General features: G+C 56.1%; 19 protein-coding genes. 12 read left to right on the top strand and 7 right to left on the bottom strand.

Annotated elements, in window-relative coordinates:
- Window positions 1-131 precede the first annotated feature (131 nt).
- From CKQ53_RS08840 to CKQ53_RS08815, 6 genes are all read left to right on the top strand, one after another.
- Window positions 132-572, top strand: coding sequence for a PaaI family thioesterase (locus CKQ53_RS08840; RefSeq protein WP_085653155.1), 441 nt, complete (start codon window positions 132-134; stop codon window positions 570-572).
- 156 nt (window positions 573-728) lie between these two features.
- The gene (gene ccrA, locus CKQ53_RS08835) at window positions 729-1,985 is read left to right on the top strand and encodes a crotonyl-CoA carboxylase/reductase (protein ID WP_094117794.1); all 1,257 of its coding nucleotides are present in this window, start codon (window positions 729-731) and stop codon (window positions 1,983-1,985) included.
- A gap of 291 nt (window positions 1,986-2,276) precedes the next feature.
- Entirely contained in the window at window positions 2,277-3,656 is a 1,380-nt protein-coding gene (locus CKQ53_RS08830; RefSeq protein ID WP_085653174.1) for an aldehyde dehydrogenase family protein, read from the top strand.
- Window positions 3,657-3,764: 108 nt separating this feature from the next.
- Window positions 3,765-4,805, top strand: a complete 1,041-nt coding sequence (eutR, locus tag CKQ53_RS08825; RefSeq protein ID WP_085653157.1) for an HTH-type transcriptional regulator EutR — start codon at window positions 3,765-3,767, stop codon at window positions 4,803-4,805.
- Between the two features lie 527 nt (window positions 4,806-5,332).
- A complete protein-coding gene (locus CKQ53_RS08820; protein ID WP_094117795.1) occupies window positions 5,333-6,118 on the top strand; it encodes a glucose-1-dehydrogenase in 786 nt (261 codons plus the stop codon).
- A 97-nt stretch (window positions 6,119-6,215) separates the two neighbouring features.
- Window positions 6,216-7,064, top strand: a complete 849-nt coding sequence (locus tag CKQ53_RS08815) for a GRP family sugar transporter (RefSeq protein WP_085653160.1) — start codon at window positions 6,216-6,218, stop codon at window positions 7,062-7,064.
- 104 nt (window positions 7,065-7,168) lie between these two features.
- On the opposite strand, the gene CKQ53_RS08810 is transcribed toward CKQ53_RS08815, so the two are convergent.
- Both CKQ53_RS08810 and CKQ53_RS08805 read right to left on the bottom strand, forming a co-directional pair.
- Window positions 7,169-8,674, bottom strand: a complete 1,506-nt coding sequence (locus CKQ53_RS08810) for a sugar porter family MFS transporter (RefSeq protein WP_094117796.1) — start codon at window positions 8,672-8,674, stop codon at window positions 7,169-7,171.
- A 496-nt stretch (window positions 8,675-9,170) separates the two neighbouring features.
- Window positions 9,171-9,590, bottom strand: a complete 420-nt coding sequence (locus tag CKQ53_RS08805; protein ID WP_162896339.1) for a thiamine pyrophosphate-dependent enzyme — start codon at window positions 9,588-9,590, stop codon at window positions 9,171-9,173.
- A gap of 114 nt (window positions 9,591-9,704) precedes the next feature.
- Here CKQ53_RS08805 and CKQ53_RS08800 point away from each other — a divergent pair, with 114 nt between their 5' ends.
- From CKQ53_RS08800 to CKQ53_RS08775, 6 genes are all read left to right on the top strand, one after another.
- Window positions 9,705-10,529 (top strand): alpha/beta fold hydrolase, encoded by an 825-nt coding sequence (locus tag CKQ53_RS08800; RefSeq protein WP_085653167.1) that lies wholly within the window; start codon window positions 9,705-9,707, stop codon window positions 10,527-10,529.
- 392 nt (window positions 10,530-10,921) lie between these two features.
- Window positions 10,922-11,335, top strand: coding sequence for a GNAT family N-acetyltransferase (locus CKQ53_RS08795; RefSeq protein ID WP_094117798.1), 414 nt, complete (start codon window positions 10,922-10,924; stop codon window positions 11,333-11,335).
- 30 nt (window positions 11,336-11,365) lie between these two features.
- On the top strand, window positions 11,366-12,055 hold the full coding sequence (locus CKQ53_RS08790; RefSeq protein ID WP_085653170.1) for a helix-turn-helix transcriptional regulator: 690 nt from the start codon (window positions 11,366-11,368) through the stop codon (window positions 12,053-12,055).
- A 177-nt stretch (window positions 12,056-12,232) separates the two neighbouring features.
- On the top strand, window positions 12,233-13,507 hold the full coding sequence (locus CKQ53_RS08785) for a cytosine permease (protein ID WP_085653171.1): 1,275 nt from the start codon (window positions 12,233-12,235) through the stop codon (window positions 13,505-13,507).
- A 267-nt stretch (window positions 13,508-13,774) separates the two neighbouring features.
- Window positions 13,775-14,419 carry an oligogalacturonate-specific porin KdgM family protein gene (locus CKQ53_RS08780; protein ID WP_162896338.1) on the top strand — a complete coding sequence of 215 codons (645 nt, stop codon included), beginning with the start codon at window positions 13,775-13,777 and terminating at the stop codon, window positions 14,417-14,419.
- Between the two features lie 21 nt (window positions 14,420-14,440).
- Window positions 14,441-15,718 (top strand): histidine-type phosphatase, encoded by a 1,278-nt coding sequence (locus tag CKQ53_RS08775; RefSeq protein ID WP_085652223.1) that lies wholly within the window; start codon window positions 14,441-14,443, stop codon window positions 15,716-15,718.
- 96 nt (window positions 15,719-15,814) lie between these two features.
- Here CKQ53_RS08775 and def read toward each other — a convergent pair whose 3' ends face one another.
- The 5 genes from def to edd all read right to left on the bottom strand — a co-directional run bounded on the left by def (window position 15,815) and on the right by edd (window position 21,279).
- The gene (gene def, locus CKQ53_RS08770) at window positions 15,815-16,336 is read right to left on the bottom strand and encodes a peptide deformylase (protein ID WP_162896337.1); all 522 of its coding nucleotides are present in this window, start codon (window positions 16,334-16,336) and stop codon (window positions 15,815-15,817) included.
- Window positions 16,323-17,570, bottom strand: a complete 1,248-nt coding sequence (locus tag CKQ53_RS08765) for a DUF2075 domain-containing protein (protein WP_094117800.1) — start codon at window positions 17,568-17,570, stop codon at window positions 16,323-16,325. The genes def and CKQ53_RS08765 overlap by 14 nt, the downstream gene beginning before the upstream one ends.
- A 202-nt stretch (window positions 17,571-17,772) precedes the next feature.
- On the bottom strand, window positions 17,773-18,753 hold the full coding sequence (locus CKQ53_RS08760; protein WP_162896336.1) for a nickel/cobalt transporter: 981 nt from the start codon (window positions 18,751-18,753) through the stop codon (window positions 17,773-17,775).
- A gap of 239 nt (window positions 18,754-18,992) precedes the next feature.
- Window positions 18,993-19,340: an MliC family protein gene (locus CKQ53_RS08755; protein WP_085652227.1), complete on the bottom strand. Its 348-nt coding sequence runs from the start codon at window positions 19,338-19,340 to the stop codon at window positions 18,993-18,995.
- A 136-nt stretch (window positions 19,341-19,476) separates the two neighbouring features.
- Window positions 19,477-21,279, bottom strand: coding sequence for a phosphogluconate dehydratase (gene edd, locus CKQ53_RS08750; protein ID WP_085652228.1), 1,803 nt, complete (start codon window positions 21,277-21,279; stop codon window positions 19,477-19,479).
- Window positions 21,280-21,282 lie beyond the last annotated feature (3 nt).

The raw sequence follows: 21,282 nt of genomic DNA, 5'->3' as shown, positions 1-21,282 counted from the left end.
GCCGTTAACCGCGGCGAGGTCGCTAAATAGGCTCAATTACGGGAAGGCATCGTCATGGTGAAGCCGTCATGGGTAGGCGGCGCTTATGACCACAAAGATGTCCTCTGACGTACCACTCAGAGAGAGGATGAATGGTGACCGCTCAAGGTTTACAGGTGTTTAACGATTCGCCGTTGTTCAAAGCGCTAGGGTTTCGCGTCATCGACTGCGATGAGCAACATCTCGTGTTGGAAGTCGGTGACAACAACCCCTGCCATCAGGGTGGGTTCGGTACTTTAAAGACGGTCGGTATCAACGGAGCCGTCATCAGCGCGGCGCTGGAGTGCGCCATCGGTCTGTGCGGATTTCACTCCTTCGGCGGTAGACCGGCAGGTGTGGTAGAGCTTTCGGTGAAGATGCTGCGGGTCATCCGGAAAAAACCCTGCCGCATCGATGCCGTAATCGACAAAAAGAGTCGTGATATCGCTTTTGTCTCGGCCGTGTTGTACAGCGCGCACGGGGGAAAATGCGCCACCGCGACCGGGATAGTTATGACCAGTCAGCGCGAAGAGAGCGTGAGCGAAGGCCAGTAACCCTCCCGCGCGGACATCACGGGTCACTGAAATGCACCAATAGGAACAATATCGTCCAACGGACTGTCCGCAAGGCGCTCACGCGACAGACGCGAGCCGGCCGACAATGCCTGCCGTGCAGGGCAGCCGTAGAGCAGTCAACAGGGAGTGAAGAAAATGGACCAGCATTTTGATATTCCGGAAACGATGAACGCTTACATTATCCGGCCCGAACGCTATGGCGAACCTCTCCATGCGATTCAACGGGAGATCGTCGCGATTCCGACGCTGTCGCCGAAACAGGTCCTGATTCATGTGATGGCGGCGGGACTTAACTACAACAATGTTTGGGCGGCGCTGGGCAAACCGGTGGATATCATCGCCGCCCGCAAGAAAAAGTCTAAAGACGCAGAGCCTTTCCATATCGGTGGTTCCGAGGCCGCCGGGATCGTCTGCGCCGTCGGTGCTGAAGTGACGAACGTCAAACCCGGCGATGCGGTCGTCGTCTCCTGTTCGGTTTACGACGCCACGTCGCTGGAATCCCGTCTCGCGCCCGATCCCATGTTTGTGCGCAGTCAGGAAATTTACGGTTACGAGAGAAACTTTGGCTCGTTTGCGGAATATACCCGCGTCGAAGACTACCAGTGTTTCCCCAAACCGGCGTTTCTTACCTGGGAAGAGAGCGCCACGCTGATGTTGAACGGCCCTACCGCCTACAAGCAGCTGACCCACTGGGTTCCAAACCACGTGAAGCCCGGCGATCCCGTCCTCATCTGGGGAGCCGCCGGTGGGCTGGGATCGATGTCGGTGCAGATCGTCAACGCGCTGGGAGGGCTTGCCATCGGCGTGGTGTCGAGCGCAGAAAAAGGAGACTACATTCGCTCACTCGGCGCGGTGGGCTATCTTTTGCGCAATCACTATAACTATCTGGGCCGCTTGCCCAATCTGGACTCCAGCGAGTACGCCGCCTGGAGCCGCGGTTTCGCGCAATTCCGACGCGACTATTTCAAAGCGCTCGGCAAAAAAGATCTGCCGAAACTGGTGATCGAGCATTCCGGTCAGGACACGTTTCCTACCTCGCTGCAGATTTGCGATCACTCCGGCATGATTGTCACCGTCGGCGGCACCTCCGGGTACAACTGCGATTTTGATGTCCGCCACCTGTGGATGCATCAAAAACGCATTCAGGGTTCTCACTACGCCAACATCAGGGAATGTGGCGAATTCCTGCATCTGGTCAATCAGAAACGGCTCTCCCCCACGCTGAATCGAGTCTTTGCATTCGACGATATCCCCCGCGCCCATCAGGAGTTGATGGAGGGCAAACTTCACGGCAATGCCGCGATATTGGTCAATGCGCCTTCAGCAGGGCTGGGAGCCGTGAAGGAACAAGAACAAAGAAGGAAGGCCAAGCCGCAAGCGGCCACATTGTGAACGCGTCATACCGTTTGGAGAGAAAACGCCAATTTATGACGCGCTTCAAACTTAAGGGAAGTTTGCCGATTTTTGATAGTGACATTCACTGAAGCGTCGCAACATGCCCATAGCCCGCGAGCGACAGCAGCGCCAAAACGCGGACAGATTCACGCGATTAATCTGTCCGCGGTGCGACCGATAAGAGTGCGGCCGCACAGGTGATCGCCGCCCCAACGCTCGCAGGGAAAACGATTCCGCATGTCTATCGCTATGCAGATGGGGTCTGAACTTATCCTGGAGGATTCACGTATGGAACAGTCAATATTCGAGCCCGATGCTCCGGTATGCCCGGCGCCTAAATTCGATATGCAATACGGTGTTTTTGCCTCATTGGATGAGGCGGTGAATGCAGCCGCGCAAGCGCAGAAGCAGCTGGATAATGTAGTGTTGCGGCAAAGAGTGATTGCGGCGATCCGCGAGGCCGGCGAGCGCTACGCTCAGGTGCTGGCGGAAATGGCCGTGGCCGAAACGGGTATGGGCCGCGTCACCGACAAATATGCCAAAAACGTCTCCCAGGCGCGCAGCACGCCGGGAACGGAAAGTCTGGCGGCCCAGGTGCTCACCGGCGACAACGGGATGACGCTGATCGAAAACGCCCCCTGGGGCGTAGTGGCGTCGGTCACCCCTTCAACCAACCCGGCCGCGACCGTGATCAATAACGCCATCAGCATGATCGCCGCAGGCAATAGCATCGTGTTTGCGCCCCATCCCTCGGCGAAGAAGGTCTCTTTGCACACCATCAGCCTGCTGAACAGAGCGATAGTGGCCGCAGGCGGCCCCGAGAATCTGCTGGTCACCGTCGAAGACCCGAATATCGAAACCGCTCAGCGCCTGTTTTGTCATCCGGGCATTAGCCTATTGGTCGTGACCGGCGGCGAAGCCGTGGTGGAAGCCGCCCGCAAACATACGGACAAGCGTCTGATCGCCGCTGGCGCAGGCAACCCGCCCGTCGTGGTGGATGAAACCGCGGACATTGCCCGCGCCGCCCGCGATATCGTGCGCGGCGCGTCCTTCGACAACAATATTATCTGCGTCGATGAGAAAGTGGCGATCGTCGTCGACAGCGTGGCCGATGCGTTGCTGGCCGATATGCAGCGGCACCACGCGGTATTGCTGACCAACGAGCAAGTGGAGCAGCTACTGCCGCTGCTGCTGACCGATATCGACGAACACGGCAAAGGCCGCCCCAGCCGCGACTGGGTAGGGCGCGATGCCGCGAAGATCGCCGCGGCAATTGGTCTGGACGTTAGCGATAGCACACGGCTGCTGCTGGCGGAAACCCCGGCGGACCACCCTTTCGCCGTGACGGAGATGATGATGCCGGTGCTGCCCGTCGTGCGCGTGGCTGACGTGAACGACGCCATCGAACTGGCGGTGCGGCTGGAGGGCGGATGTCGCCATACGGCGGCGATGCACTCAACCAACATCACCCACCTGCACAAGATGGCCAACCGCATCAACACCAGCATTTTCGTGAAGAACGGCCCCTGTATCGCCGGGCTGGGATTCGGGGGCGAGGGCTGTACGTCCATGACCATTTCCACGCCGACCGGCGAAGGGGTGACGTCAGCTCATACTTTCGTCCGTATCCGCCGTTGTGTGATGGTGGATATGTTTCGCATCGTCTAGTTTTCGTATGCTAAATGCCTCTGCCGCTGGCACCCAGCGGCAGGGACGCTTGCCCATCGGATCATTGCGCCCTGCGCGGCGCAAAGGTTTTACCGGAGGAAACGACAGATGAAAACAGGCAATCACCTTCATCCGCATCAGCTCGACACCCAGCCGACACCTCCTGAAGCCGTCCAGGCGTTACTGAGTCAAACTCACCCGATGCACCAGCGTTACACGCAGGACGTTTACGCCCAGTCTCGCACCATCACCGCCTGGCAGCAGCTCTACGATCAGGTTTCCCCCGGTCATTTTCGCGGCGAGCTACAGGAACTGCTGTTGGACGGCATGCAGCTCTGTCACGAATACACCAACCTTGCTTTACGGCAATCCTGCATGACCTGGGCGGGCTCGGTGTGGTTCGGTATTCCCTCCACGCAGGAGAACATGGGATTTATCAACGCGCAGCCGCTGGACAAGTACGGCATTGCCGTCAGCCCCGGAGGGAAAGAGTTCGAGCTGTCGACGCCGGACGACTTTTCCATTCTCGGCGTCGTGATCTCGCACGAGGTGCTCCAGCAATACATCGGCGCGCTCAGCGATCCGCAGTGGCTGACCGAACGGCTAACACAGGGCTCCACGCTACAGATGGATCTCAGCAACAAGGAACAGCTGTGCGAGTACATCCGCCACGCGCTGTGGTACAGCGGCCATTTTCCGCAGGTGATGAAACAGCGCAACACGCAGAAGCTGTTAAACCATAATCTGCTCACGATGCTGATGTCGTTTCTGGAAAACGTCCAGCCGCCCACAGAACCGGCGCAGAATCACCATCACCGCAAGCTGATCGCCTTTGCGCGGGAGTATGTGCTGAGCCAAACCTCGGAGCCGGTCACCGTTCTGGATCTGTGCAACCGGCTGCACGTCAGCCGTCGTACCCTGCAAAACGCCTTCCAGAATGTATTAGGCATCGCCCCCAACGCCTGGCTTAAAATTATTCGCCTCAACGCGGTGCGGCGTGAATTGGTCGACCCCGACACCCCGCACCGTACGGTGCAAGATGCCGCGATGCAGTGGGGGTTCTGGCATTTGAGCCAGTTCGCCAGCGACTATCAGAAATTGTTTAACGAAAAACCTTCGCTGACCTTGCGGCGCCACTCCCCACACTGACGGCTGGCCGGGAGGCTCTAAGCCGCCCTCAAGAGGGGTCGCATCGGGGCGGCCCTCTCAGCGAGCCATCGATACAATGCGCTCGCCCCCTAATACGCGGCCTGAATGCCAGACTCTCTGACATCCGCCGTCACCGCATTTTCCACTCGCTTGGGCATCTCAACCTCGAACGTCCCGCGACATTCGCGGCAAAAGCCAGCGTGTTTCGCTGCTTTTCGGCCGTCAAAAAGAGAAAAAACTGACATGAACTATACTCTGACGACGTGAATGATGACGCGCCTTGTCGGGAGGAGCGCCTACCCGCATCAGGGTCCGTCGTCGGTGATAAAAAGCCGCAGCGTGGCGACGCATCCGCCGATTGTCCTGAGGCAAAAGCGCCCTCTTCCTGGTTCCACGGCGACGCGGCAGCGACATTGCGCTCCCGGCGTTGACCGCGCCATCCCCTATACCACCGGCTTGACACCCCTGGGTGTATAGCGACGTGTAAAAAACAGTACAAACACACTCTCACTGTGAGGAAAGTTAATATGTTCAATGATTTACAGGGTAAGGTGGCGATTGTCACTGGTGCATCGAAAGGCATTGGCGCGGCGATTGCCAAGCGTTTCGGGGCAGAAAAAGTCAACGTGGTCGTGTGTTACCGCTCGGACGATGACGGGGCGAATGAGGTGGCAAAATCTATCGAACAGAGCGGTGGGAAAGCCGTCCTCTTCAAAGGCGATATTAGTCTGGAAGCGCATACGCAAAAGGTACTTGAAACAGCCATCGACACCTTCGGACGTCTTGATATTCTGGTGAATAACGCCGGTATCGAGAAACAGATGCCCTCGCATGAAGCGACGCTGGATGACTGGAATCAGGTGATCTCCGTCAACCTGACCAGCTATTTTCTGACCGCCAAAATCGCCATCCAGTATTTCCTGAAAAATAACATTCAGGGCACCGTCATCAACATGTCTTCCGTACACGAGCAGATCCCGTGGCCAACCTTCGCCAGCTACGCAGCCAGCAAAGGGGGCGTGAAGCTGCTGACGCAGACGCTGGCGCTGGAATATGCGGACAAAGGTATTCGCATCAACGGGATCGGCCCGGGCGCCATCAATACCCCCATCAATAAAGAAAAAATGAACGATCCAGAGAAGCGCGCGGCGCTGGAAAAAATGATCCCGATGAAACGCGCGGGCGAACCCGAAGAGATCGCCAACATCACGGCCTGGCTCGCCTCTGAGCAAGCCTCCTACGTCACCGGCATTACGCTGTTCGCCGACGGCGGCATGACGCTCTACCCCTCTTTCCAAGGCGGACAGGGATAATTTTTCCGCGCCATCCGCCAACTCAGCTCCTTTTCTCTCCGCGCCACCGGCCGGAGGGAGGAGGAGATGTCGTTAATCCCCAAAGAGAGACATAGGCATGAACATAATGATCGCGCTGATCCCGGCGCTATTCTGGGGGATCCTCCCACTCGTGGTGTCCTCGATTGGCGGCTCGCCCAACAACCAGATCATTGGCACTACGCTGGGCGCTTTCGTCGTCGCTCTCGCCGTCGCGATCTTCGTGCCAGCGAATCTGGTATGGCCGGTGGTCATCGGGGGCGCCGGTTCGGGAATGTGCTGGGCCTTTGGTCAATATTTGCAGTACGTCTCCTTCACGAAAATCGATGTGTCGAAAGCCATGCCCGTGTCTACCGGGCTGCAACTGATTGGGACGTCCCTGTTCAGCGTATGCTTTTTCGGCGAGTGGAAAACCACCAAAATGCTGGGCTTTTTCGCCATCTTTCTGGTGATCGTCGGCGTGTATATGACCACCTACACCTCAAAGAAAAGCGCCTCGCAAGATCAGCATCTGCTGACCGGGGTAGGTATTCTGATCGTGTCGATGTTCGGCTACGTCGGCTATTCCGCCCTGCCCCGTATGTTTAATCTCAGCGGGTGGGACGCCTTTCTGCCGCAAACGGCGGGCATGGTGGTGATGTCGCTTCTGCTCTCAATCAAGCAGCTCGGCCGTTCACTCAAAGAGAAACAGACCTACTTGAGTATGCTGCCCGGGTTCATCTTTGCGGCAGCCGCGTTGGGGTATTTAATCTCCGCACAACGTAACGGGGTCGCAACCGGATTTACGCTGTCGCAGATGAGCGTGATTATTTCCACGCTGGGCGGGATTTTTATCCTGAAGGAACATAAAACCCGCCTGGAGCTGATCCTGACCCTTATCGGTCTGGCGCTGGTTTTGAGCGGCGGGATTATCATCAGTCAGATTTGACGCGTGCCATTGCGCCTGCGACCGCACTATCAGGAAGCGGGCCTGACGGTCGCCGGGAATATGAAGCCCAAAAAAGAGGGGGCGATGCCCCTCAGATGTGCGTGTTACGGTTTCTGCGTGACAACCTGTTCACGCTGGCTGCGGGGATAAAAACGCCCTTCTTTCAGAGAAGTTTCGATCTCTTCCAGACTGCGCCCTTTCGTTTCCGGCATCATGAAGTAGATGAAGACGAACCCCAGCAGATTCAGCAACGCGTAGAACCACATGGCGCCGCCGATGCCCAGCAGATTCACCATCGACAACGCGGTAGAGGTGAGCAGCAGGTTAGAGCCCCACAGCGTGGCCGCATGCAGGCTGCTGGCCTTTTCACGTACGCCTAACGGGTAAACCTCCGAGCCGACCAGCCAGCCGATGACCTGAATCCCGCCCGAGTTGAACACCATAAAGGCGAACAGACAGGCCACAATCAGCCAGCCGTGCTGACCGCCGTTGGCGTTCAATCGGAACATCAGCCCCAGCAAGGCCAGGCTAATGACAGCGCCGGGGATCATATAAAGCGTCAGCGTACGGCGGCCGATACGGTCGACCAACAGCTTACCCACGATAGTCAGCACCAGATAAATAGCCGCCACACCCAGCGCGGAATGCAGCGCCGTGTCCCGGCTGAAACCTGCGCCGGTCAGGAAAGTCGGCGTGTAGTAAATCATCATTTCGATGCCGGAGAGCTGGGTAAACGCGGCAATGCCCAATCCGACGATCAGCGCCGGGCGCAGCCACGGCTGCTTCAGGTCTTTCCAACTGCCGGTCGATTTGCGTTTGGCGCGTTCATGGACTCGCTGAATGGCCTTGATCTCGCGGCGCACTTCCCGTGCAGTCTCTCGCACCGTGTCCAGCGCGACGTGGGCTTCCTTCATGCGCTTCTTACCCACCAGCCAGCGCGGACTTTCCGGCAGCGGTAGCATGCCGATCAGTAGGATCACCGCGGGGATCGCCGCGACGGCGAACATCATGCGCCAGGACCACAGATCCTGTAGGAACGTCCCGACCAGCGCCGCGGTGAGAATGCCGATCCCGATTGAAATATTGAAGAACGTGACCAGACGACCGCGTTTCTCCGGCGGGGCCAGCTCGGCAATATAGACCGGTACAATCTGCGACGCGCCCCCGACGGCGAACCCCAGCACCAGCCGCGCGGCACCGAGATAATAGGCATTGGCGGACAAACCGGAGCCGATGACCCCCAGTGCGAAGATCGCGGCGACGATCATCACCGTGTACCGCCGCCCCAGCACGCTGGAAAGTTTACCGCAAGACAGGGCGCCGACGACGGCGCCGACTAATATGGCGCTGGTGACCAGCTCCTGAGCATGGGAAGAAAGCGAAAAGTCATGGGTGATTTGCAGCAGAGCGCCGGAAATAATCCCGGTATCATAGCCATATAAGAATCCCGCAATGGCGGCTATGGCAGTTGCTGTCAATAAAAAGGCATCAGCGCTTAAAAAGCTGTTATTTTCACTATCGGACGTGTCGGATAACTTTTCATTGTCAGCCGGTAATACCACCGGTGGTTTATCACTATATTTGTCGCTGTCGTCGTGTACATCAGACATAAATTTCCTTTATTTCAAGTGAGTGTTAATCGTGGCATATATATTTTTTCGAAAGGTGGTTGTTGATGATATATTCGGACATACCGTCTGGTGACGATATTATCGACCGTGAGATGCAGTATTTATAGATATAGCATAACATCCCGTGACTGTCACCCCTGAATAAAAATACACTTTACTGAAAAATTATTTCGTATCAGATCGATATATCACAAACACCTAAGCAGGAATAACGCCCACAGGAAATAAGGGTGATTTCATATATAAGCAATAGTTATGCGGCAGGTAAGGAAATATAATTTACCCTCCGAGAAATAGCGAAAAACCGACAAAAAACAACACGAAAAAAATAAAGCGTAACGTAGCAAAACGCGGCGCAATAAATATCACTCATAAGCGGCCAAGAATAACCAGAGTTAATGGAAGATCATTCACCCGCCAATGAGACATCATTGCAGACCACACAGACAAGGTGGTCTGCAGAGCGCGCACCGCGCTATGGACGGCGGGGAGGCGTCACCCCAAAATTAAAACGGTTGCAGTTGCTACACAGCCTTTTCAACGCCTGCGATCCGTCCATTTCCGTCAGCCTGACTTCAATCAACGTGAGTGACTTCGCATGCTCGGCGAGTTCCAGCGCGGCATCAAGCTGGGCGCCATTTTCGACTACCGTGCCGACGACATCCTCTCCGCCGCCCATAGCATGAAGCAGCTCGGTGTAGCGCATTGACGGTATCGTGTTGTAGAACGAGTTCTCCCCCAGGATATAACGCTCAATCGTGTCGCCGTTGTTGTTGAGCAGAAAAATAACGGGAGCCAGACCGAGACGCATTAACGTCGCCAGCTCATGACAGGAAATCTGAAAAGCCCCGTCACCGATGAAAAGCGGATGCCGCCGCTGCGGCGAACCGGTCAAATAAAGATATCCTGCTAAGCTGAAAAGTATCGTCTGCGTCGCTCCAAACCGGCACCGAGCGGGTCTGGAATACGCATTCGTCTTCCTATTCGCAACGTTTCAGAGGTGTTACGCATGAGCACGTTCAGAACGAAAGACGGTACTCAGCTGTATTACAAGGATTGGGGGAAAGGTAAGCCGCTGCTGTTCAGCCACGGCTGGCCGCTGGATGCGGATATGTGGGACAGTCAGCTGCATTTCTTCGCCGAACACGGCTTCAGGGCCATCGCCTTTGACCGCCGCGGCTTCGGGCGTTCCGACCAGCCGTGGAACGGATACCACTATGATACGCTGGCCGACGATATCCACGAATTGGTCGAACATCTACAGTTGGACGAGATAACGCTGATCGGCTTTTCGATGGGCGGCGGCGACGTTTCCCGCTACCTCCACCGCCACGGTTCTCATCGCGTCAGCGCACTGGCGTTACTCAGCGCAGTCACCCCGAAGCTGATGAAGTCGGGTGATTATCCGGAGGGCGTGGACCCACAGGTTATTGACGGTATCCGAGAGGGGATCGTGCATGACCGCGCGCAATTTATCAGTGATTTTGCGACACCGTTTTACGGCCTCAACAAAGGGATGCAGGTCTCAGACGGTGTGCTGACTCAAACGCTGAATATCGCCCTGCTGGCCTCTCTCAAGAGTACGCTCGACTGCGTCACCGCGTTCTCTGAAACAGACTTCCGCCCGGATATGCACAGCATCAACGTTCCCACGCTGGTTATCCACGGCGACGCCGACCAGGTCGTGCCGTTCGAGTCTACGGGCAAGGTGGCCGCAGAGATGATCAAAAACGCCCAACTTAAGGTCTATGAAGGTGCGCCACACGCCATTACCCAGACCCACCGAGATCGGTTGAATCAAGATCTGCTGGAGTTTATTCGGTCGGTCGACTAATGCCCCTCTCATTCGAGTCTCCGTCTGGGAGGCTCGTTTTCCCTGAAATAGGATGTCGCTTAATATTATAAATACACTGTATACGAACGATTATTATTTATTTTTTTCATTGAAAATAAATACATTCACAACTTATGCCCACCTAGCATTAATCCCCATCCGATAAGAATATATTTCCCTGGTGATGACACAAAGAGGATACAGCTAATAGTTTGCCTAGAAGCGTATTTAAGCTTTCGTTTTCCTTGCATAAAACCCGAATTAACCTAACCGATTCCCCCGAACGATGAATGAGTAAAAACCGCTCTTGTCACAAAAATTAATTTATGCTAAAGATCAGCGCTCGCCCGGATGCGACATAACCTTTATTAAAAAGCAGGAGCATAACAATAATGAAGTTAAATATTACCGACACTCCCAACCCTCAGGATGAGGAATTTGTTATTCAAAGTTTATTGCAACACAATAAACAATTTCAGGAAGGAGATATTCATCCTCTCTTTTTAACGTTCACCAACGACAATAATGAAATTATCGCCGGGCTGGTGGCAAGCACCTGGTGGGACGCGCTGGAAATCAAATTTCTGTGGGTCGGCGAGGCGTATCGTCAGGCCGGTTTAGGTCGCCAAATGATGCAGCAGGCCGAGGCGGAAGCGAAAAAACGCGGCTGTTATATGGCCTATGTCGATACTTTCAGTTTTCAGGCCAAGGGATTTTACGAGAAGCTCGGTTATCGGGAGTACGGCCACCTCCCCGGCTACGCTCACCAATTTACGCGTCATTATCTCCACAAGGAATTTCAATAAGTTATCAATTCGTCTTGAAAGGAGGCCAGGATGCCACCAGAAACAGAGGATATTAGTCGCTATATCGGCGGTCTGATTACCGTGATGGAAGCATTGCACGAACCCTGGGGAATCAAAGACCTGGCTTCGCGACATATTTATATGAATAAAGCCGCCCTGACGTATACCAATACGCCCGCCCATTTTGAGTTTGAGGGGAAACTGGATGCCGAATTCCCCGCCGAATGGGCGGAAATGTCGGAAGACTTTATAGAGCACGATCGACGAACAGAGCACAGCAAGAAAAGCGTCGCCGTCATCGAAACGCACTATTGGAATGGCGACCCGTTTCTCTCGCCGTTCGTCAGCGAAAAAATCCCTATTTTCGACGTCAAGAAACGCTGTATTGGCACCATGTGGAACGCCAAGCCCCTGACGACGCTCTCCCCTCTGGTTTATATCGATAAGAAGGCACCTTCCACGCTCATTACCCACGTCGAAAACAGTTTATTTACGCCCTCGGAACTGGAAATGATTTTTCTAATCCTACAGGGGTTTTCGGGAAAGGAGATCGCCAGAAAAACCAACCTCGCCTACAAAACTGTTGAAAATAGAATATATAGCATTTACCAAAAAGCCGACGTGCATTCACTGCATCAATTTAAAGCGTTTTGTTATCACACGGGATTGGATAAATACATTCCGCCCAGCCTGCTCGTGAAAGGCATCCAATATATTTAGCGCCAGACCGCATGGGGCGAGTTCACCGCTCGTGTAGCCCGGGATATGTAGATTGTCTCAGAGCGGAATGTCCCCCCACAACCGTTCGACGAGTCGGGACTCGTGTGTGACATTCGCTGACGTTAACCCGGACGCGCCTGCGGGAATGGGCGATTAACCACAAGGACCAAGGAAGACATGGAAAAAATAGACGATTACCCGGTGAGCCGGGTTCCCCTCTCGGCAAGACTGCCTTTTTTCAATATCGCGCTGGTGCACATCGGTATGCTGACCGCACTGGACCAGTTCATGCTCGGCGCCGTGCTAGGCCACTCAATGACGCTGGGGCAAGCCTTTACCGCTATCGCCATCGGCAGCCTCATTTTCGGTATTGTCACCGTCGGTCTGGGCTACGCAGGTATGCAGGAGGGACTGTCCGGCAGCCTGCTGGCGCGGTGGTGCGGATTCGGCCGATTGGGAGCGGTACTGATGGGCGTGGTCATTGCCATCAGCCTGCTCGGCTGGTTCGGCGTACAGAACGCGGTGTTTGCGCGGGCGCTCAACTTCGCGCTTAACGACAAGCTGGGCTTCGTCGGATCCGCCACCCTGTCGGGCGTAGCGCTGACGCTGCTGGTCGCCTTCGGTTTCAAAGCCCTGCGCTATACCGCCCGTATCGCCGTCCCGCTGTTTATTGGTATTGTCGCCTACATCTCCACCCAAACGCTGGCGGGCCATTCGCTTTACGCGCTGATTGACTCTATCCCTTCCGAGTCCGTCTCCATAAACGCCGGGGCGACGATGGTCGTCGGGGGATGTATCGTCGCCAGCCTGATTACGCCGGATATGACCCGCTATTCGCAGAAAGGCCGCCACGTTTTCTGGATGACCCTCCTGTCGATTATCGTCGGCGAATTTATCGTTAACGGTCTCGCGATTCTGATCGCCAGAGCGCTGAATACGGCAGATGTCGTGACCATTATGTCGCAGATGGCCGGTGGGATTGGGCTGATCGCCGTCGTGTTCTCCACGCTGAGAATCAACGATATCAATCTCTACTCCTCTTCGCTGGGGCTGGCGAACGCCATTGAAGGGATCACCGGCAAAAAGCTCAGCTACATGTCCATCACGCTGGTCATTGGCCTGATCGGCACGCTGCTGTCGGTGCTCGGTATTCTGGACCGTTTTGTCGATTTTCTGACGCTGTTAGGCGTGGTTTTCCCGCCGATTATCGGCGTCATGCTGGTGGACTATTATCTGCTGCGCAGCCATAGAACGCTGCTGGATGCCAGCCGCAAAGCGGGTCGGTTGCCGGATGCGGCCGCCACGCCAGCGGTCGGTTGGGCGGCTATCATCGCCAGTATTATCGGCAGCGGCGTGGGCCTGAACGTTGAATGGGGCGTGCCCGCCTTTAATTCACTCGTCGTCGCCAGCGTGCTTTACATCGTACTTAAGAAGGCGACGCGCCTGCCTTAAGCGCAATAGCTGATCTATTCTGCCGACGGCAAAAATAACGCCACGCCGTCGGTAGAATGACAATCTCTTCATCATGAGATAAATAGCATTTTATTTTATAGGAGCATATTGACTTCTCTCTTATCTAATAAAATTTCATTTCATTGTCCAGGCGATAAATAACATTCATTTTTATGTCATGTCGCATCCCTATATTCGCAGCACTTTTAGCACAAACGGCGATGATTAATGTTTTTACGTCATATTTTATTCATACCTTTATGCGTGATGCCTTTTCAATCTCAGGCGGTCTCTCTTTTCTGGAAACATGAATTCAGCGATGTCTCCCGAACCCGCAGCGATAAATGGGGTATTGAACATCGTTTCAGTCAGGGACTGGGGCTGTCCGCGGAGTGGGAAACGCATCCGCGTGAGTCGTCGGAGGGTTCAGCCGGCAAGGCATTCAACCACTTGCGTAAAGATAAAACGGAGTTCGGCGTCGATTACGCGTTTGCGGTTTCCCCTTCGGTGACATTGACACCCGGCCTGACGTCGAGCATTTACGATGACAAACAAACCTGGAAACCGTCATTAAGCGCGGAATGGATTGTGGTCGATAATATTGCGCTTGCGACGCGTTATCGCTACGAAATAACAGATTACGATGACAAACCGACCAAGCACACTCACCGGATCGATGTCGGCGCAAAATATAAATTCAGCCGAGCGGCACTCTCCTATAAATATTCTCGTTATTTTAGCGATCAGCCTATTTTCGCTAAACGAAACACCGACTACGAACATGAGGTCGAAATGAAAATCAAATTCTTGACCCACTGGCAATACGTTCTTGAGGTGACCAATGAATCCGTGTCAAAAAGCAGCGATAAACGGCAAACGACTTACGCGACCGGATTTAAATACACGTTTTAATCATAAGGTTCATGATTCGCTATGACTATTTTCAAATGGGGCGCCGCCACGCTGGCGCTGATGACCACCTTTCCGTTGATGGCCGAACCCAAGACGCCATTTACGCTGGAGCATGTCGTTACACTAAGCCGTCACGGCGTCCGTCCGCAGACGGACACCGATGCCTTGAACAAAGCGACCGGTAAAACGTGGCCCGAATGGACGGTACAGGACGGTCATCTTTCCGGCCACGGTTATGCCGGTCTTCTCCATCAGGGCGCCTATCAGATCGCCCGCTGGCGTGAAGCCGGTCTGCCCATTGGTGCGCCATGTCCGCCGCCGGAACAGGTCTTTGCCTGGTCCAGCCCGTTACAAAGAACGCGCGCCACGGCGCAAGCGCTGCTCGACGGCATGTTTCCGGGGTGTGGACTCGCGGCGGGCAGCACACAGGAGAAGCGCGATCCGCTGTTTCAAAGCGTGGATATGGGCCTGAGCCAGCCAAATAAAGAGATCGTCAAACAGCAGATCACGACGCGAACCGGCGGTGCAGACGATCTGAATAAACGCTATCAGCCCGCCATCGCGCTGCTACGCGCGGCAGTCTGCGCGGACACGCCGTCGTCCTGCGAATTCCTCAACGCCCCGTGGAAGCTGGTGGAGAAAGAGCACGGCGTGTCGCTCAAAGGCCCACTGTCGCCGGGATCGACGATAGGAGAAACTATCCGATTGCAGTATAGCGAAGGGCTGCCGCTGTCCCAGGTGGCGTTCGGCCACGCTCGTAATGCCCGCGAGGTCGCGGCGTTGATGGCGCTGCACGCGGCTAAATACGATTTGGTCAGCGATACCCCCGAGCTGGCGCGACACGGCGGGACGCTGCTGATGTCTCAGTTGGCCGCGGCGATCACCGCGGGAACAACGGCATCCGCCCCCGAAAACCCTAGCCTGAAAGCGCCGCTGGTCATGTTCGTCGGCCATGACACCAATATCGCGCAGATCCAGACCATGTTGCAGATGAACTGGCAGTTGGGCGACTATCCGCGCAACGATATCCCGCCGGGGGGCAGCCTGGCGTTCGAGCGCTACCGAGACACCCACAGCGGTGAGCGTTATGTGCGGCTGACGTTTAGCGCCATGTCGCTGGATCAGTGGCGTCATCTCAGCCCGCTGACGCCAGACGCGCCGCCGCTCATCGAGGAGTATCACGATAGTCACTGCCAGCAAACCGCCGTCGGTTGGCTCTGCCCGCTGGACCACATCGTCGAGAAAATGACGCGCTCTCAGGTCGCGGGTATAACGTCTCCGCAACCGCTGTTCCACTAGGTTTGCACTCATCACGGGTGCTTTTCTCACCCGTGATCTCATCATTCTGGCTCTCTATCATCTCGTCATCACGACGAGGGGCTGAACGGCTCGGTATTAACTGCGCGGCGCGAGCTTACGACGCAGCTTTGCCAACTGAGTTCGAATGCGGTTACGTTTCAGATCGGACAGCTCATCGATCAGCGACAGACCGTCCAGATGATCGATTTCATGCTGGAGACACACGGCCAACGCCCCACCCGCCTCTATCGCCTGACGCACGCCATCCAGATCGGTATAAGCCACGCGTACGCGCTGAGCCCGTTCCGCAGGCAGCGGATGCTGCGGGATGGAGGAACAGAGTTCGAGATGCGAGGTCGTTTCCTCCGACCGTTCCACCACCTCCGGGTTGATCAGCGCCAAACGCTGGCGCACGCCGTGTTCGTCATCCATATCGATCACCACGATGCGCTGCGGGATCCCCAACTGAATCGCCGCCAGCCCTGAATCGTTCATGCTTTCGATAACGGCGAACATTCGCTCCACCAGCGCGTTGACGGAAGCATCGATGACCTCGACGTTCTGAGACACCTTTTTCATGCGCGGATCGTCAATCCACACCAGTTCATTGGCAGACATGATTTTCTCCATTGGTTGCCGCTTCACGCTGTAAAAGAAGCAGTTGGCGACGCAGTTCCGCGTCGTGAGCGTAAATATAGAGTCCATCAATCGCACGGGTCATCAGCACGTTGATGGCGTTGAGCATGATACGCACTTTTACCGCCTCGGCATCGTCGAGACGCCCGGTTCCCTGAAACGCCGCGCCGTCCTCATAACGGGACGGGTCGATGGCGATGTCACGGCGTTCTGCATCCCAGGATACCGACGGTCCCAGAATCAGCCCAACATAGTTGAGATCAAAGCCCTGCACCGTGTATACCGAGCCCACTTCGTCGATGGTATCTTGCCGCTCCGCCCACGGCTGGCGCTCGTTCGGCTTCGAGCGATCCCAGCGCAGCCGGAAAGCGCCCTCTTCGATGAAGTGATCCTGCCCGTCCAACCGATAGGGGTAATCATAGGTCGATAGCATTCGCGACAGTCCGCTGTCGGCGTTACGCTGCCGGATCGCCGTGTACATCGCCTGCGCGTCGTCGAAGATCTTTAGCTCAAACGGCGGCTCGCCGGGCGCAGCCACGGGTAAAGGCCGCAGTTCTCGCTGACAGAATTGGCCAATCCAGCGCTGCACCGACGTGGCGGCCTTCATCCTGAACTGATGCCGTAACAGATGGACTTCGTGCGGGCCGTGGGCGATCAGTCGCTCAAGATCGCCTTCTCGCCACAGACTTTTGGATTTCAGTACCTGCTGTTCGTCGAAAATCAGCACCACGCAGCGGGCGAGGCGCAAAATCTCTTCCAGATGATTGTCCTGAACAAAGTGGTTGTAGCGATCGCTGCGCGTCAGCAGCAAATGGGCTTCATCCACCAGCACGATATCCACCTTGTCTTCGCGTTTATGCAGGCGATTGATGAACGTCGTCGGGCGCTCATAATCTTTTTTGCGAAGGGCGGATTGCCCCTCTGACGCGTTTTTATAGGCTTTGAGCATTTCGGGATGATTGACGAGCAACACATTTTCGCTGCCGTACAACGGATGGTCTGGCCGCTGGCGCGCGTCACGCTGTAGATCGGCGAATAGCGCGTGCAGAAACACACTTTTGCCGGTACCCGCCTCCCCCTGAATCACGAAGCATGCCTGAGAGGCGCGACGATGCTGACAGAGAAAGGCTTCCACGCGCTGCTTGAGCGCAAGCTGCTCATCCGACAGCGTTTTTTCTGGCGAGAGCTTAAAGCTCGCCCGATTCATCTGAGACATAACGTTGGAATAACCTGAGAGTAAGTCGGCTCTTCACCCCGCGAAAAGCGGCAGAGGAGCGCCCGTCACTGGCATTGCCTAATTTCCAAAAGGAATAGAGCACGCTTGCCGTTGACGTCTAATGAAAACATGCTGGCAAAGGGGTGACAACCTCGAAGACGTCCGCCCCCGTTTCATCTCCCCCTTTCGAGGGAGCGTACGCTCAGCAACCGTTGTTAAGCGCGTCGCCGACAGCGTTCGCTGGCAAGGTGGAGGAGAACAGCAGGATCGCAAACAGGAACAGTAGCATGCCCGAGGCCGCCAGCAGCCCGGGCCGCAGCTTGGCAAACAACGGATGGCGCGCGCGCTGATACAAGGACGATGCCCGATCGCGCGAACGAATGACCCACGTCGCCAGCGCGCAAATCGCCAACGCCGTTCCCAGGGCCATCGCCATCACGGCGCCCACGCCCCAGTTGAAGCAGCCGACCGCATTGGCAAACGCCAGAATCATTATCGCGCCGGTGCAGGGCCGAATGCCGATGGCTGCAATCATGGCCAGCGCCGACGGCAGGTCACGCGGCACCGCCGTCGAGTTAACGGCATGATGTCCGCAGCAGGCCGCAGGCTCGGCAGACAGGCGCGCATGAGGCCGCGCCAGCACGGACGACTCCCCCGAGGGCACAGGCGTACAACGATGGATGGTCGGACGAATTCGCCTTCCGCGTACGGCTTTTACGACCATCAAAACCGCAATCACCCCTATGTACAGCGCGCTGATTTTTTCCATATACCAGCGGCTTAGGCTGAGGTCGCCCATCGACACGTTCAGGAAAATCACCAACAAATACACGAAAAAGATAGCCACGAGGCCCTGCGTCATCGCGCCAAGAAAGGCAATGGTTCTGGCGGAAGAGGCGTTTTCATGAGAGACGCTGAGGTAGGTGGTGATGATGAATTTGCCATGGCCGGGGCCGACCGCATGCAGTACGCCGTAGGTGAAGCTGGCGGCCAGCAACAATACGCCATAGCCCACGTGTTGGTTCCCAAGCTGCAGTAGATATCCCACCAGATAGCGATGAAGAGAGATCTGTATCGCCAACATCGCGGAAAGGAAATCGGACCAATAACTCACGATCGTCGCGATCACTGCAATAAACAAAATGGCGGCGATACCGCACATCACCCGCTGTTTTCCTGACATCCTTATCAGCCTCCGCCTGAATTTTCCCGACGGGATCATAGGCCGATCGCCGCAAGAAATCACGTCAGAGGCAAAAAAGGCATGTCAAGACGGGGGCGGTCAGGCGTGCCGTTCTCGCGGCGGTGACCCGTTCGAAAACCGCGTGGCCATCACGACCGGGCCGGTCGCGATAGGAAACGGCACAGTATGGCGGACAGCGTGGTCCGACGATGACGTGACCTCATCACCGAGGTCTCGCCTTATTTATGACACTCGATGTTTTTATCTTCGATGACCTGTTTCAATGTCCCGTTATCGCCCTTGGTCCACCATTCGTAGACGTTGCCGACATAGCGGGCTCCGCTGGCCGCAGGCACGTTAACCATCAAGATTTTGCCTTTATCCGGGATATTAACCAGCGCCGCATGATTGGGCTCGTTACTGTAATACATCACCCCCAGTTTTGAACCGTCGTCACAGACATACATCTGTTTCGACACTTCCATCTGCTCATTGCCGGGCACCATGAACTCAGCGGGATCGTTGGAGTGGCAGGCGGTTAACGCCGCGCCGCCGACCAATGCCAAAATAATTGATTTTTTCATCATAAATTCCTTAGGAAGCCTGCAAAAAATATAGCAATTCCCAGGAAATACGCACAAAAAAGGCCGGATGACACAAGGACCCGATCGGCCACCGTCATCCGGCCAGAGCGACCGTATCCCGCCTTACGCAGCTAAGGCGTTAGAAGCTGAAGATAGAGGCACCCTGCTCGGCGCTGGATACCACCTGACGGAACACCGAGAACAGCTCGCGGCCAGACCCCAGATGCTCAGGCGCCAGCTCCGGATGCGTTTCCGAGCGCGCGGACAGATCGGCCTGAACGTCGATACGCCCCGCCTCCGCATCGACCCGAATAACGTCGCCATTGCTGATTCGGCACAGCGGGCCGCCACGTTGGGCCTCCGGCGAAAGATGGATCACCGCAGGCACTTTACCGGATGCGCCGGACAGACGACCGTCCGTCACCAGCGCAACACGCAGTCCAGACTTCATCAGGTTGCCCATCACCGGCATCAGCTTATGCAGCTCCGGCATACCATTAGCGGCAGGACCGTTATGGCGCACGACAATCACGACGTCTTGCGTAAACTCGCCGGCGTGGTAAGCCTTTTCCACATCGTGCTGAGATTCAAAGACACGGGCCGGGGCCTCGATGAAGCGATATTCCGGCGCAACGGCGCTGACTTTGATGACGCCACGCCCCAGGTTGCCATCCAAGACTTTCAGGCCGCCCTGTGCGCTGAAGTGAGTGCCAGGCAGGGAAATGACGTTGGGGTTGGAGGAGTCTGCCGCAGGTTCGAAAACCACTTCGCCATTCTGCAATCGCGGCGTTGAAAGGTAGTCTTCCATATGGCCATAGACCGGCGTGGCGTCCATATTCAGCAGACCGCGCTCCGCCAGCGCTTTCATCAGCGTTGGGACGCCGCCCGCCTGCTGGAATTCATTGATATCAGCCGGACCGTTCGGGTACATCTTCGCCAGCAGCGGCACGACCTGAGACAGTTCTTCGATGTCATCCCAGGTCAGGATGTAACCGGCCGCCGCGGCCACCGCCACCAGATGGATGGAGTGGTTGGTACTTCCGCCGGAAGCCAGCAGAGCGACCAATCCGTTAACAATGGATTTTTCGTCCACGACGCGCGACAGCGGTCGGTATTGAGTACCGTTGTCGGCCTGAGTGACGATATGCGCGGTAATTTTATCCGTCAGGGCCGCTCGCAGCGGATCGTTCGGCGCGACAAAAGAAGAACCGGGCAACATCAGCCCCATCGCTTCAAACACCAGCTGGTTCGTGTTGGCCGTGCCGTAGAACGTGCAGGTGCCCGGCGAGTGATATGCGTTGCACTCCATGTCCTGCAACGCGGCCTTACCGACTTCACCCGCGGCGTACTGCTGGCGTACTTTCACTTTCTCATCGTTGCTGATGCCCGCGGACATCGGACCGGATGGGACGAAAGCCGAAGGCAAATGGCCAAACGACAGCGCGCCGATCAGCTGGCCGGGCGCGATTTTGTCGCAGATGCCTAACAGCAGCGTCGCATCAAAGGTGTTGTGGCTCAGCGAAACGGCCGTCGCCTGAGCGATCAGATCGCGCGAGAACAGTGACAGATCCATACCATCCTGTCCCTGCGTCACACCATCACACATCGCTGGAACACCGCCGGCGATTTGCGCGCTGTGGCCCATTTCAGCCAGCGTTTTCTTCATCTTGTCGGGATAGGTGCCGTATGGCTGATGGGCGCTCAACATGTCGTTATAGGCGGTGATGATGCCGACATTGACGCGGGTAAAATCCAGAATCGCGCCTTTCTGGCTGGTGGGGCAAGCGGCGACCGTATGCGCAAGATTGCCGCAGGACAGGTGGCTACGGGTTTTACCTTGCGCCGCCTGAGCTTCCGTTTTCGCCAGATAGCGGCGGCGAGACGCCTCGCTGCGCTCCAAAATACGACGTGTGACTTGCTCAATAACTTTATTGTTATTCATTCA

The sequence above is a fragment of the Lonsdalea britannica genome (genome assembly GCF_003515985.1).
Taxonomy (GTDB): domain Bacteria; phylum Pseudomonadota; class Gammaproteobacteria; order Enterobacterales; family Enterobacteriaceae; genus Lonsdalea; species Lonsdalea britannica.
The sequence above is the reverse complement of the archived record's forward strand: the minus strand, read 5'-3'. Positions and strand labels throughout refer to the sequence as shown.